The 13,995-nt window shown below is 51.9% G+C and carries 12 protein-coding genes; 5 read left to right on the plus strand and 7 right to left on the minus strand.

Annotation, left to right across the window (positions count from 1 at the left end):
• Nucleotides 1-43 precede the first annotated feature (43 nt).
• Both J2125_RS05390 and J2125_RS05395 read left to right on the plus strand, forming a co-directional pair.
• The gene (locus J2125_RS05390; RefSeq protein ID WP_017803192.1) at nucleotides 44-382 is read left to right on the plus strand and encodes a helix-turn-helix domain-containing transcriptional regulator; all 339 of its coding nucleotides are present in this window, start codon (nucleotides 44-46) and stop codon (nucleotides 380-382) included.
• A 59-nt stretch (nucleotides 383-441) separates the two neighbouring features.
• Complete coding sequence (locus tag J2125_RS05395) at nucleotides 442-1,350, plus strand: hypothetical protein (RefSeq protein WP_040462544.1); 909 nt, start codon at nucleotides 442-444, stop codon at nucleotides 1,348-1,350.
• 194 nt (nucleotides 1,351-1,544) lie between these two features.
• Here J2125_RS05395 and J2125_RS05400 read toward each other — a convergent pair.
• The 3 genes from J2125_RS05400 to guaB form a co-directional block, all read right to left on the minus strand.
• Nucleotides 1,545-2,656, minus strand: a protein-coding gene (locus J2125_RS05400; protein ID WP_209499454.1) for an IS3 family transposase whose coding sequence is annotated in 2 segments (ribosomal slippage) — nucleotides 1,545-2,395 and nucleotides 2,395-2,656 — 1,113 coding nt in all. Because the reading frame shifts where the segments join, the coding sequence is not laid out codon by codon here.
• Between the two features lie 253 nt (nucleotides 2,657-2,909).
• Nucleotides 2,910-4,490, minus strand: coding sequence for a glutamine-hydrolyzing GMP synthase (gene guaA / locus J2125_RS05405; RefSeq protein WP_017803190.1), 1,581 nt, complete (start codon nucleotides 4,488-4,490; stop codon nucleotides 2,910-2,912).
• Nucleotides 4,491-4,566: 76 nt separating this feature from the next.
• Complete coding sequence (gene guaB, locus J2125_RS05410; protein ID WP_026111994.1) at nucleotides 4,567-6,033, minus strand: IMP dehydrogenase; 1,467 nt, start codon at nucleotides 6,031-6,033, stop codon at nucleotides 4,567-4,569.
• 170 nt (nucleotides 6,034-6,203) lie between these two features.
• Between guaB and xseA the strand changes: the two genes are divergently transcribed.
• The 3 genes from xseA to J2125_RS05425 all read left to right on the plus strand — a co-directional run bounded on the left by xseA (nucleotide 6,204) and on the right by J2125_RS05425 (nucleotide 9,002).
• Nucleotides 6,204-7,565 carry an exodeoxyribonuclease VII large subunit gene (xseA, locus tag J2125_RS05415; RefSeq protein ID WP_017803188.1) on the plus strand — a complete coding sequence of 454 codons (1,362 nt, stop codon included), beginning with the start codon at nucleotides 6,204-6,206 and terminating at the stop codon, nucleotides 7,563-7,565.
• 91 nt (nucleotides 7,566-7,656) lie between these two features.
• The gene (locus J2125_RS05420; protein ID WP_017803187.1) at nucleotides 7,657-8,673 is read left to right on the plus strand and encodes a M4 family metallopeptidase; all 1,017 of its coding nucleotides are present in this window, start codon (nucleotides 7,657-7,659) and stop codon (nucleotides 8,671-8,673) included.
• Complete coding sequence (locus J2125_RS05425; protein ID WP_017803186.1) at nucleotides 8,670-9,002, plus strand: protealysin inhibitor emfourin; 333 nt, start codon at nucleotides 8,670-8,672, stop codon at nucleotides 9,000-9,002. The genes J2125_RS05420 and J2125_RS05425 overlap by 4 nt, the downstream gene beginning before the upstream one ends.
• Nucleotides 9,003-9,066: 64 nt before the next feature.
• Here J2125_RS05425 and der read toward each other — a convergent pair whose 3' ends face one another.
• The 4 genes from der to hisS all read right to left on the minus strand — a co-directional run bounded on the left by der (nucleotide 9,067) and on the right by hisS (nucleotide 13,868).
• Entirely contained in the window at nucleotides 9,067-10,566 is a 1,500-nt protein-coding gene (gene der, locus J2125_RS05430; RefSeq protein WP_017803185.1) for a ribosome biogenesis GTPase Der, read from the minus strand.
• Between the two features lie 169 nt (nucleotides 10,567-10,735).
• On the minus strand, nucleotides 10,736-11,917 hold the full coding sequence (bamB, locus tag J2125_RS05435) for an outer membrane protein assembly factor BamB (RefSeq protein WP_017803184.1): 1,182 nt from the start codon (nucleotides 11,915-11,917) through the stop codon (nucleotides 10,736-10,738).
• A 19-nt stretch (nucleotides 11,918-11,936) separates the two neighbouring features.
• Nucleotides 11,937-12,554: a YfgM family protein gene (locus J2125_RS05440; RefSeq protein ID WP_017803183.1), complete on the minus strand. Its 618-nt coding sequence runs from the start codon at nucleotides 12,552-12,554 to the stop codon at nucleotides 11,937-11,939.
• Between the two features lie 39 nt (nucleotides 12,555-12,593).
• Nucleotides 12,594-13,868 (minus strand): histidine--tRNA ligase, encoded by a 1,275-nt coding sequence (gene hisS / locus J2125_RS05445; RefSeq protein ID WP_026111993.1) that lies wholly within the window; start codon nucleotides 13,866-13,868, stop codon nucleotides 12,594-12,596.
• Between the last annotated feature and the right edge of the window lie 127 nt (nucleotides 13,869-13,995).

The following is a 13,995-nucleotide window of genomic DNA, read 5'->3' on the forward strand; positions in this document are numbered from 1 at the left end:
AATTCGGTTCAATACTGGCGGGATTATCAACAGAGGTAACATTATGACTATCATCACTAAATCGTCTAAATACAAAAAATCCGTTAGCCACGATGATGCATTGATAGCCGAGCTACGGGAAGATCCAGAATACGCTGAGGTATATCTTCAGACAGCATTAGAAGATATCTATGAAGAAGGCGGAGTCGGTGCGTTCCCTACTGTATTGCGCCATGTCGTTGAGGCACGTGGTGTGATTGGTGAAATAGCTAAAAAGTCAGGGTTATCCCGTCAGCAGCGCTACAGAACATTATCTGAGAATGGTAATCCAACGATTACTACGCTTACTGAGATTACTCGGGCTGCTGGGGTTAGGCTGATTCCCCACTTTCAGGATAATTAAGCATATACTGAGAAAAGCAATTGAAAATTGAATGAAAATTTAACACTGATGGAGAAATAATGAGTATAGGATTATCAGATTCATTGTCATTAGCAGCTTTAACTGTATCAGTGCTAAGTATGCTTTATGCAAAAAAACAGAGTGATTTTGCAAAAAAAACCTTTATTAATGACTATCGCTCTCATCTATCAGAACATCACTCCATGTATCAAAAAGCACTCATTGAAGTCAAAAAAAAACATAAGGGTGAAATAAAAAAACTAAGCCAACTGGCTGGTAAAACATTAATAACGATAGTCCATCACTTTGATGAATTTGATATTAATCCAGATACAGACAGGCGTTTAAGGCACTTAATTCACGAAAGTTCTGAGATGGTTTTTTATACATTCAAAGGCCAATTAGTCTGGCAAACAGCGCAAAACATTTCTCACAGACTTTACCAAATATCTAACATAGAGGACATGCTTAATCCACAAATCAACAAGTTTGGGGGGAGCTCATTTAGAACAGTTACAAAAGAAAAATACATATCAAACCCCAATTTACACATGGAGCAAGATTTAAAAAATGATATTTATTTTTGCAACATGCTGCTGGAAATGATATCAAGAATTGATCAGTCAAAACTTGATATTTTAATGACTACAATACAAAAAGAATTAAACACCTTTAGCTCTTTACATAAACAATTACAGCCATTTTTTTATAAGAGCGCCAGACATATTGAAGAATTGATAGAAGAAGGTAATAAAGAACATTTTCAACTAAAAGAGTCGCAGCAACTTTATAATGAAATGCAAAGGCGAATGACTATCTTAGGCACACTGAGCTATATTTGCCCTCCTGAAATTGACAAATCTTATTCAGGAAAGCATTTTAACTATATTTCGAAAAGCATCCATGCATGTGCCATTCTTCATGCAATACAAGGTGTACATTCGTGGGGATGGGAATACGAATGGTAGGGTTTTAATTATGTAGTGAAATTTTCGTTTATAGTGTGTCAGTGGACAAGTCCTGAAGATAAATGGTTTTGAAACTTTTGATTTGCGGCAGATATCTCTCGCCGTTCTGTTTATCTCCACGCATTTTATGGCGACTGCAATCTCATTCAGCTAAAACGGGCTTTACGCATGGTGATCTTGTAAGCATACCTGTTTTAGTTCCACACACTTTTTGAGAGTTCCGGTTTTTCAGCCATCAGCCGGTATTCTTCCGGCGTCAGGTTATTCAGGGATTCATGAGGCCGCTCGCTGTTGTATTCCGTCAGCCAGCGCTCTGTGATTTCCCGTGCTTCATTCAGCGTTCTGAACAGATAAAAATCCAGGATTTCTGTCCGGTACGTCCGGTTAAAGCGTTCGATAAAGGCATTCTGTGTCGGTTTGCCTGGCCTGATAAATTCCAGCATCACGCCATGGTCCTCAGCCCATTGTGCCAGAGCCAGTGATATCAGCTCCGGGCCGTTATCCATCCGCATCTTCAGCGGATATCCACGGTTTGCCACTATCCTGTCCAGCACCCGCACAACCCGCTGCGCCGGGATATTCAGGTCAATTTCTATGGCCAGAGCCTCACGGTTAAAATCATCCACGACGTTGAAAGTCCGAAAACGTCGCCCACATGTCAGCGCGTCGTGCATAAAATCAATCGACCAGCTCTGGTTGAGTGCTTCCGGCGTTGCCAGAGGAGCCGGATTGCGCACCGGAAGACGTTGTTTCCCCTTGCGGCGAAAATTGAGTTTCAGCAGGCAGTAAATCCGGTGAACACGCTTATGATTCCAGGCGTTACCCTGCCTGCGAAGTACCTGAAAAAGCTTCTTAAATCCGTATCGCGGATAGCGTTCTGCCAGTTCAGTCAGCGCCAGGATCACCGGTTCATCACGCCGGGTATCGGGCTGATAAAAATACACCGTCCTGCTCAGCGATACTGTCCTGCATGCCTGGCGGATGCTCATGGAAAATTGTGCAGTCAGATAGCTGACAAGCTCCCGCTTTATCGCTGGTTTTAGAGCTTTTTTTCGATAACGTCCTTCAGCGCCCGGCATTCCAGACTCAGGTCGGCGAACATCTGCTTCAGGCGACGATTCTCGTCTTCAAGATCTTTCATCTTTTTGATATCTGAAGCCTCCATTCCGCCGTACTTTGCTTTCCAGTTGTAATAGCTGGCTTCGGATATTGCCGCTTCGCGGCAGACGTCCTTAACGGTACGTCCGGCTTCGACAGACTTCAGAACGGCAATGATCTGGTGTTCGGTGAATCGGGCTTTACGCATGGCGATCTCCTCAGAGGACATAATCAGTATGTCGGAAGATCTCTAAAAGTGAATGGACCGTTTTATCGGGATACTTACAATCTCCTCAGGGACATAATCAGTATGCCGGAAGATCTCTAAAAGTGAATGGTTCGGTTAAGCGGGATACTTACACACTGAAACTTCATGTTCCCCCATAAACAAAAAACCCCTGTAAAAACAGAGGGTTTATTTTAACTTAACGCATCATGATAGCGCAGGAATTAACTAAAACTTATTCCCACTCAATCGTCGCTGGCGGTTTACCGGAGATATCATAAACCACACGGGAAATACCATTGATTTCATTGATAATGCGGTTTGACACGCGGCCAAGGAAATCATATGGCAGATGCGCCCAGTGTGCGGTCATAAAGTCGATAGTTTCGACAGCTCGCAGGGATACAACCCAGTCATATTTACGACCATCACCCATCACGCCAACCGAACGTACTGGCAGGAATACGGTAAAGGCCTGGCTGACTTTATTGTAGAGATCGGCTTTGTGCAGCTCTTCGATAAAGATCGCATCAGCACGGCGCAGCAGGTCGCAGTACTCTTTCTTCACTTCACCCAGCACACGCACGCCCAGACCCGGCCCCGGGAACGGATGACGGAACAGCATGCTGTGCGGCAGACCCAGCTCCAGACCGATTTTACGCACTTCGTCTTTGAACAGCTCTTTCAGCGGCTCCACCAGGCCCATCTTCATCTCTTTCGGCAGGCCACCCACGTTATGGTGTGATTTAATCACATGCGCTTTGCCAGTAGCAGAAGCCGCAGACTCAATCACATCAGGATAGATGGTGCCCTGCGCCAGCCACTTCACATCCTGCAGCTTGATAGCTTCTTCATCGAACACTTCAACAAATACGCGACCAATGGTTTTACGCTTCGCTTCTGGCTCATCAATACCGGCCAGCGCATCCAGGAAACGCGCTTCCGCCGCCACATGAATAATGTTCAGACCAAAATGGTCACCAAACATCTCCATTACCTGCTCTGCTTCGTTCAGACGCAGCAGGCCGTTGTCGACAAATACGCAGGTCAGACGGTCGCCAATCGCGCGATGGAGCAGCATGGCAGTGACGGATGAATCCACACCGCCAGACAGGCCGAGAATCACTTTATCGCCGCCAACCTGCACACGCAGACGCTCAACCGCATCTTCAATAATCTTCGCTGGCGTCCACAGCGCTTCACACTCGCAGATATCCATCACGAAACGCTCAAGCATCCGCAGGCCCTGACGGGTATGGGTCACTTCCGGGTGGAACTGCACACCGTAGAAACGTTTCTCTTCGTTAGCCATAATCGCAAACGGACAGGTTTCGGTGCTGGCGACGGTAACGAAGTCAGACGGAATAGCGGTAACTTTGTCACCGTGGCTCATCCACACATCCAGCAGCGGTTTACCGGCCGGGCTGATGGCATCTTCGATATCGCGAATCAGTGCGCTGGCGACATTTACTTCAACCTGCGCATAACCAAATTCACGCTCGGTGGAACCTTCAACTTTACCGCCCAGCTGCATCGCCATCGTCTGCATGCCGTAGCACACACCCAATACCGGCACGCCAGCAGTAAACACATAATCAGGCGCGCGCGGGCTGTCGTGTTCAGTGGTGCTTTCCGGACCACCGGACAAAATGATACCGCTCGGATTAAACTGACGAATTTGCTCTTCGGTGACGTCCCACGCCCAAAGCTCACAATAGACGCCCAGTTCACGCACGCGGCGTGCAACCAGCTGGGTGTATTGAGAACCGAAATCGAGGATCAGAATGCGATGTTTATGAATATTTTCCGTCGTCATTGAGGCTATTCCAGAGCGATGTAATGCTGATAATGAAATCGCCCGACTTAAGCCGGGCGGTGAATCTGAAGCGCGATTAAGAACCCATACGGTAGTTCGGCGACTCTTTGGTGATGGTCACGTCATGGACGTGGCTCTCAGAGATGCCAGCGCCGCTGATACGTACAAATTCCGCTTTGGTGCGCAGGGTATCGATAGTACCACAGCCGGTCAGGCCCATACATGAACGCAAACCACCCATCTGCTGATGAACGATCTCTTTCAGCATCCCCTTATACGCGACGCGACCTTCGATACCTTCCGGCACCAGTTTGTCAGCGGCGTTATCGGTCTGGAAGTAACGGTCAGAAGAGCCTTTGGACATCGCGCCCAGAGAACCCATGCCGCGATAGGATTTAAATGCACGACCCTGATAGAGTTCGATTTCACCCGGAGATTCGTCGGTACCCGCCAGCATTGAGCCGACCATCACGCAGGATGCGCCCGCAGCGATAGCTTTGGCGATATCACCAGAGAAACGGATGCCGCCATCAGCGATAACCGGAATACCGGTGCCTTCCAGCGCTGCAACCGCGTCGGATACCGCAGTAATCTGCGGAACGCCCACACCGGTAACGATACGGGTAGTACAGATCGAGCCAGGGCCAATCCCCACTTTCACTGCGCTGACACCCGCCTCAACCAGCGCCAGAGCGCCCGCGCCGGTCGCCACGTTACCGCCAACGATTTGCAGATCAGGATATTTGGCGCGCGTATCGCGAATACGTTGCAGAACGCCTTCGGAATGACCATGTGAGGAGTCAATCAGCAGAACGTCAACACCGGCAGCCACCAGCGCATCAACACGCTCTTCGTTGCCGGCGCCAGCACCAACCGCCGCACCGACGCGCAGACGGCCATGCTCGTCTTTACAGGCGTTAGGTTTACGTTCGGCTTTCTGGAAGTCTTTAACGGTGATCATGCCCAGCAGATGGAACTTATCGTCCACTACCAGCGCTTTTTCGACGCGTTTTTCGTGCATTTTCTGCAGAACAACTTCGCGTGCTTCACCTTCTTTTACCGTGACCAGACGCTCTTTCGGCGTCATCACCGCAGAAACCGGCAGGCTTAAATCAGTCACAAAACGCACGTCACGACCGGTAATAATACCGACCAGTTCGTTAGCGCCGTTAACCACCGGGTAACCGGCAAAACCATTACGTTCGGTCAGCGCTTTAACGTCGCTCAGAGGGGTCGTTGGCAGAACGGTTTGTGGATCGGTAACCACGCCGCTCTCATGTTTCTTCACCTTGCGAACTTCTTCCGCCTGGCGTTCGATCGGCATGTTTTTGTGGATAAAACCGAGGCCGCCTTCCTGAGCCAGCGCAATGGCCAGACGTGCTTCAGTAACGGTGTCCATAGCAGCGGACAGCATAGGGATATTCAGACGGATGGATTTTGTCAGCTGGGTACTGAGATCCGCCGTGTTTGGCAGGACGTCAGAGTGTGCAGGAACGAGTAAAACGTCGTCAAATGTGAGTGCTTCTTTCGCGATTCTTAGCATGGCAATATCTCAACCTGGGGTGAATGAGAACAGATAAAATATTGCCGCGGCATTATACAGAGCGTAATCGATTGCCTCCAGCTTTATTTAACAAAAACTCTTGATCCCCTGTACCAGCAATGTAGTATCGACGGATTAACCCTCTGATTTAAAAGTTTGATCTCCGTCACATGTCGCTACCGCCAGCAGCAAATATTTTTACCGTAAGCCGTCTCAACACCACAGTGCGTAAGCTGCTGGAAATGGAGATGGGGCAAATCTGGCTAAGCGCGGAGATCTCCAATTTTTCTCAGCCCTCTTCCGGTCACTGGTACTTTACGCTGAAAGACGAAACCGCTCAGGTTCGCTGCGCAATGTTCCGTAATAGTAACCGACGCGTCACCTTCCGGCCACAAAATGGCCAGCAGGTTTTAGTGCGCGCCACTATTACCCTGTATGAGCCGCGTGGCGATTATCAGCTGATTGCCGAAAGCATGCAGCCAGCGGGTGATGGTCTGCTGCAGCAGCAATTTGAGCAGATGAAACAGCGACTGGCGGCCGAAGGATTATTTGATCAGCAGTTTAAACAGCCATTACCCGATCCGGCACGTCAGGTTGGCGTGATTACCTCGGCCACCGGTGCGGCGCTGCACGACGTGCTGCGCGTATTACATCGTCGTGACCCTTCGCTGCCGGTGGTGATCTACCCCACTCTGGTTCAGGGGGTGGATGCGCCAGCCAGCATTGTGCGCGCCATTGAGCTGGCCAACCTGCGCGACGAGTGCGATGTGCTGATTGTCGGACGCGGCGGCGGTTCGCTGGAAGACCTCTGGAGCTTTAACGACGAACGGGTGGCGCGCGCCATTTTTGCCAGCCGCATTCCGGTTGTCAGCGCTGTTGGCCATGAAACTGATGTCACTATCGCCGACTTTGTCGCAGATCTGCGCGCGCCAACCCCTTCTGCCGCAGCCGAACTGGTCAGCCGTAATCAGATCGAACTGCTACGTCAGCTGCAATCGCAACAGCAGCGGATGGAGATGGCGATGGATTATTATCTGGCGCAAAAGCAGCGCAGCTTCAGCAAACTGCATCATCGCCTGCAACAGCAACACCCACAGTTACGCCTGGCACGTCAGCAGACGTCCCTGTTTAAGCTACAGCGACGTCTGGACGATGCCATACAGTTTCGCCTGCGTCAGGCCACGCGCCTTCAGGAGCGCACTGAGCAGCGCCTGATGGCATATCAGCCGCAGGGACGCATCCATCGCGCACAACAGCAGCTGCAACAGTGGCACTATCGTCTGCAACAGGGGATGCAAGCCCAACTTAATCGCGATAAGCAGCGATTTGGCAACCTCGCCGCTCAGCTGGAAGGCGTCAGCCCGCTGGCGACGCTGGCGCGCGGCTTTAGCGTCACCACCGCCGCCGACGGTAAAGTGGTGAAAAAAACCAGACAGCTGCAGCCTGGCGACACACTGAAAACCCGTCTTGACGATGGCTGGGTGGAGAGTCAGGTTACTGAAATTACTGCATTAAAAAAACCACGCCGCTAAAAAATCGGCGGCGGCTCCGCTCAACGTTCCGGCATCAGACGCATATCCAGACTATACTTTGCGGACACTTACCAACCGCAAGGGAGTAAGAATGCCTAATGCTGTTATTCCACCCTATATCCTGCGCAACATCATTGACCATGGCTCTGACCAGCAACAGTTCCATGCCCGGCATACCCTGACTCATGTACAAGCCCTGATGGCGGAAAACTGGCAAAAACCGGTCGCGCCACAAAAAGCCCATCCTGGTCAGGTCGACCGCGAAATCTATGACGCACAGCAGCAGCAAACTCTGCCCGGTAAGCTGGTTCGCAGCGAACAACAAGCGGCTAACGGTGATATCGCGGCAGAAGAAGCGTGGAACTATCTTGGCGTTACCTATGACTTTTTCTGGCAGGCTTACCAGCGCAACTCACTGGATAATCGGGGATTAACCCTGATGGGCAGCGTGCATTATGGCAAGGAGTACCAGAACGCTTTCTGGAACGGGCAACAGATGGTATTTGGTGACGGCGACGGCGAAATATTTAACCGTTTTACCATCGCCATTGATGTGGTGGCGCATGAGCTGGCCCATGGCGTGACGGAAACCGAAGCCGGTCTGATCTACTTTTCCCAGGCCGGTGCGCTGAACGAATCATTGTCTGACGTGTTCGGGGCGATGGTGAAACAGTTCCATCTGCAACAGAGTGCCGATCAGGCCGACTGGATTATTGGTGAAGGGCTGCTGGCGAAAGGGATCAAGGGACGCGGTTTACGTTCAATGTCAGAGCCGGGCAGCGCCTACAACGATCCGATGCTCGGTAAAGATCCGCAACCCGGCCATATGCGCGATTACATCACCACCCGTGATGACAACGGCGGCGTACATCTTAATTCCGGCATCCCGAATCGCGCTTTCTGTCTGGCGGCGAAAGCACTGGGCGGTAACAGCTGGGAGCAGGCAGGTTACGCCTGGTACGATACAGTATGCGATAAAGCTCTGCCGCAGGATGCCGATTTCGCCACTTTTGCGCAGTTCACTATCCTGCACGGCCAGCAGCGGTTTAATAAATCGGTGGCGCAGGCTATCGAAGAGGCGTGGAAACAGACAGGCGTACTGCCATGAACCCATTACCTGAACTGAGCGATGACACAGTAATTGAACTGGCGCGCGAAGGCGGCTTTGCTTATCTGCCGAAACTGGCGGCGCAGCGGCGTATTGCGCTGGCTCAGCTTGCCAGCCCACAGCGCGAGCGCGTCTGCGATATTCTGCGTAAGGCGCTGGCGCAGGGTGAACCGCCCGGGCCAGCCTGCTCTGCCGGACGGGGGGATCAGCGCTATTATCGCCTGCAAATCAGTTACAGCACCCATCAGAGCAGCGGTGATATTATTATGCTGATCCCCGAGAGCGCCGCACCACCAGAACTGGAAATGTTATGGCGCGACGGTGAGTGAACGCTTACGTTGCCCTGTATAAAAACAAACGGGAGCCTGTTAAGGCTCCCGTTTGGAGTAAGGCTTACTTCTTGCCTTTCTTCAGATGCGACATCAGACGCTTACGTTTACGCTGCTGATTTGGCGTCAGCAGGTTACGTTTACCCGCAAACGGGTTATCGCCCTCTTTAAACTGGATGCGAATCGGTGTGCCCATCACGTTAAGTGAACGACGGAAGTAGTTCATCAGATAACGCTTGTAGGAATCCGGCAGATCTTTCACCTGGTTGCCGTGGATCACCACGATTGGCGGGTTATAACCACCGGCGTGAGCATATTTCAGCTTCACACGACGTCCACGCACCAGTGGCGGCTGATGGTCTTCTTCTGCCATGGTCATAATGCGTGTCAGCATTGAGGTGTTAATACGACGGGTAGAGCAGTCATACGCTTCAGTGACCGACTCAAACAGGTTACCCACACCGCTGCCATGCAGCGCAGAGATAAAGTGAATGCGCGCAAAGTCGATAAAGCCAAGACGGAAATCCAGCGTCTCTTTCACTTCGTCACGCACTTCCTGCGACAGGCCATCCCACTTGTTAACCACGATCACCAGTGAGCGCCCACTATTCAGGATAAAGCCGAGCAGCGAGAGATCCTGGTCGGAGATGCCTTCACGGGCATCGATGACCAGCATCACCACATTGGCGTCTTCAATCGCCTGCAGCGTTTTAATTACCGAGAATTTCTCAACGGTATCGCTGATTTTGGCGCGCTTACGCACACCGGCGGTATCGATCAGAATATATTCGCGTTCGTCGCGCTGCATCGGGATATAGATACTGTCGCGCGTGGTGCCAGGCATGTCATACACCACCACACGATCTTCGCCGAGAATACGGTTAGTTAGCGTGGACTTACCAACGTTAGGACGGCCAACAATCGCCAGCTTAATCGGCAGATCCAGAGGATTAAAGTCATCCTCCACTTCTTCCGGCACCGCATCAGGATCTTCACCGCGCTCTTTGGCGGCCAGCGCCGCCCAGTAGGCTTCGTTCTCTTCTTCTTCGCTCAGCACTTTCGGATCGACCACTTCCATCCATGGCAGCAGTGCGGTTTCCAGCAGGCTGGTAACCCCACGACCGTGCGAAGCGGCAATCGCATGCACTTCGCCTAAGCCCAGGGAATAGAAATCACCCACGGCGGAATCGGCATCAAGACCATCGGTTTTGTTGGCGACAAGGAAGGTGGCTTTCTCACGCGAGCGCAGATGTTTAGCAATGGCGATATCGGCAGCCATCAAACCAGCACGCGCATCGACCAGAAACAGCACCACATCGGCTTCTTCAATTGCCAGCAATGACTGCGCCGCCATACGGGTTTCGACGCCCTCTTCGTTACCATCGATACCACCGGTATCAATCGCAATAAATTCGCGCCCTTCTACTTCGGCACGACCGTACTTGCGATCGCGTGTCAGCCCGGGGAAATCCGCCACCAGCGCATCTCGCGTATGCGTTAAACGGTTAAATAAGGTAGATTTGCCCACATTGGGACGCCCAACCAGCGCGACCACAGGTACCATATTGAAGCCTCATTACTCAAATTAAATGCCTGACGATGCATTATTATAAACGGAATAAACCGTTCTGGTCAGGCTGAAGGCGCTAAGGATAACACGCCCGCTCAGAAAAAACGAAACGGCCCCTGAGATCATCAGGAGCCGCCGGAACATTGCATTTCAGACCGGAAAATTAACGCGTAAACGCGTAAACCTCACCGTTTTTAGCCTGAATCAATAACTTATCACTGGCCACTACCGGCTCAGTTTGCAGACCAGAGCTGTCTACTTTCTGCTGGGCGACAAAACGACCATCATCGGTGTTCAGCCAGTGCAGGTAACCTTCACTGTCGCCAACCACGATATAACCGTTATACAGCACCGGCGAGGTCAGATTACGATGCAGCAGATCGCTCTGGCGCCAGATGGACACGCCACCGTCAGCACTCAATGCAATCACCCGGTCATCCTGATCAACCAGGTAGATACGGCCGCCATCGACGATCATATCATTGACTGAACCGATTTCGCGTTTCCACATAATCTGGCCAGAACGCAGATCCAGCGCAGTCAGATTGCCGTTATAAGCCAGCGCATAAACCACACCGTTGACCACCACAGGCGTGGTATCGACATCACTCAGACGATCAATCTCAGTCGCGCCACTTGGCTGCGAAATACGCTGCTGCCAAATCAGCTGGCCCTGATTCATCATCACTGCACTGACGCGGCCATTATCACCGCCAACAATCGCGGCGCCAAACGCCGTGGTAGGTGCCGACTCGCCGCGCAGGGAGAGCGCAGGCATATCGAGGTTAACCGACCATTTGATCGCCCCGCTCGCCTGATCCAGCCCTTGCAACATGCCGTTGCTGGTGTGAACCAGCACTAAACCATCACTGACAACCGGACGCGACAGCGCTTCACCAGCCACTTTGGTCTGCCAGGCAATCGCGCCGTCGGCGCTGTTCAGCGCATAAACCTGCGCACGTTCACTGCCGATATAGATATGTTCACCACCCGCCGTAACACCACCAGACAGCAGTGCAGGTCGGTTGCTGGAGAAGAATCCGGTTTTTTCCGCCAGATCGACTTTCCACTTCTCTTTGCCATTCTCAGCATCCAGCGCTTTCACCACGCCATGACGATCGGCGGCGAATACGGTGCCGTCCTGCCATGCAGGATGCAGATTGGAATAGAAGTCACCAATGCCATCACCAACTGAAGTACTCCACACTTTTTCCGGCGTGAACTGATTTTCAACTGTTGGCAACGGGGCCATTTTTACTACATCTTCTTCGCCGCTGAACAGCGAACAACCGCTGAGTAACGTGACTGAAATCAGCCCGGGCAGCAGGTATTTACGTAATTCCATGCGCTCTCTCTTGAATGGCTTAACCTAAGTTATTCATTTTCATCTGCATCATTTCTTTCAGCGCGGGAGAAGCATCAGAAGCAATACCTTTGCTCCATGCATCACGCGCACCCTGCATATCGCCTTTGCTTAACAATGCTTCGCCACGAATATCAGCAATAATCGCTACCCAGCCATCGCCTTTCACGCTGTCGAGGGTCTTCAGCGCGTCATCCGCTTTCTTCTGCTGCAACTGAATACGTGCCAGACGCAGATTCAGAACCGCCTGTAAATTGGCGTCCTGCGTCGCTTTCAGGCCGGTCTGTAATTGCGCTGCGGCTTTATCCAGTTCGTTTTTATCGACGAACTGTTTAGCCAGATCCAGTGAAGCCAGCGCACCATAAGTGTTGTTGTTTTCACTGGCAAACTTGCTGGCCGCCTCAAGGGTAGCCGGTTTGCTGGCATCAAGTGCGGTAGTCACCTGCTGATAGGCAGCAGAAGTCACTTTCGCATTACCATCCTGATGGGTACTCCAGTAACGCCAGCCCACCAGCGCGCCAACGCCTAAAACGACGCCAACCACCAACGCCTTGCCATTGTTGGCAAAGAAACGACGGAGTGCATCAACCTGCTCGTTATCGTTGCTATAGACTTCCACGCAATCCTTCTCCTTAACTTATGTCCTGCTGCACCGAAATTATTGCAAAAGCGCCGTGAGCGTCGCCGCCGCATCACTTTGCGCCAGCGTTTGCTGTTCACCGGTGCGCAGATCTTTAATCACCACCTGGCCCGCTTTCACTTCATCTTCACCCACCACCAGTGCAACGCGAGCGCCCCACTTATCGGCACGGGCAAACTGCTTCTTAAAGTTGCCGCCGCCATAGTTGGTCATCAGCTTCAGCTCAGGCAATGCGTCACGCAGTTTCTCTGCCAGCAGCATCGCTGCAGACTGCACGCCCTGACCGGAAGCGATAACATAGACATCAACAATACGCGTCGGTTCAAATTCCGGATTAACTGCCTGAACCAGCAATACTAAACGCTCAAGTCCCATGGCGAAACCAACGGCGGGCGTCGCACGTCCGCCCAGCTGTTCAACCAGGCCATCATAGCGGCCACCGGCACAGACGGTGCCCTGCGCGCCAAGGCTGGTGGTCACCCACTCAAACACCGTGCGATTGTAATAGTCGAGGCCGCGCACCAGGCGCTGATTGATACGGTAGGTAATGCCGGCGTCATCAAGAATGGCGCACAGACCGGCGAAGTGTTCGCGCGATTCGTCATCCAGGTAATCACCTAATGCCGGCGCGTCATTCAGCAGTTGCTGCACTTCAGGATTTTTGCTGTCCAGCACGCGCAGCGGATTGCTGTACATGCGGCGCTTGCAATCCTCATCCAGCACCTCTTTATGCTGCTCAAGGAAGGCCACCAGCGCATCACGATAGTTAGCACGGGCTTCCAGCGAACCAATCGAGTTGAGCTCCAGCGTCACATGCTCCGCAATACCCAGCGCTTTCCACCAGCGCGCGCTCAGCAGAATCAGTTCGGCATCGACATCCGGCCCTTGCAGGCCAAATACTTCGACACCCAGCTGATGGAACTGACGATAGCGCCCTTTTTGCGGACGTTCGTAGCGGAACATCGGACCGATGTACCACATACGCTGTTCCTGATTGTACAGCAGACCATGTTCGATACCGGCACGCACACAGCCCGCCGTGCCTTCCGGACGCAGCGTCAGGCTTTCACCGTTGCGGTCTTCGAAGGTATACATCTCTTTTTCAACCACGTCGGTGACTTCACCGATAGCGCGTTTGAATAATGGGGTCTGCTCTACAATCGGCAAACGAATTTCGCTGTAACCATAACCGGCCAGCACCTGCTTCAGGATGCCCTCAATACGCTGCCAAACCACGGTTTCAGCAGGCAGATAATCGTTCATGCCGCGAATAGCTTGAATATTCTTTGCCACTTAATGTCTCTCTAAATTGACTTCTGAATCGACGCTGGCGCCGCTTTGTCAGTAGCTTAAATACAAAAAAAAAGAACCTGACCGGCATCTTAACCCATGAGGAAGGCACCGAACAGGCTCTCTTTAA

Source organism: Winslowiella toletana, assembly GCF_017875465.1.
Lineage (GTDB): Bacteria > Pseudomonadota > Gammaproteobacteria > Enterobacterales > Enterobacteriaceae > Erwinia > Erwinia toletana.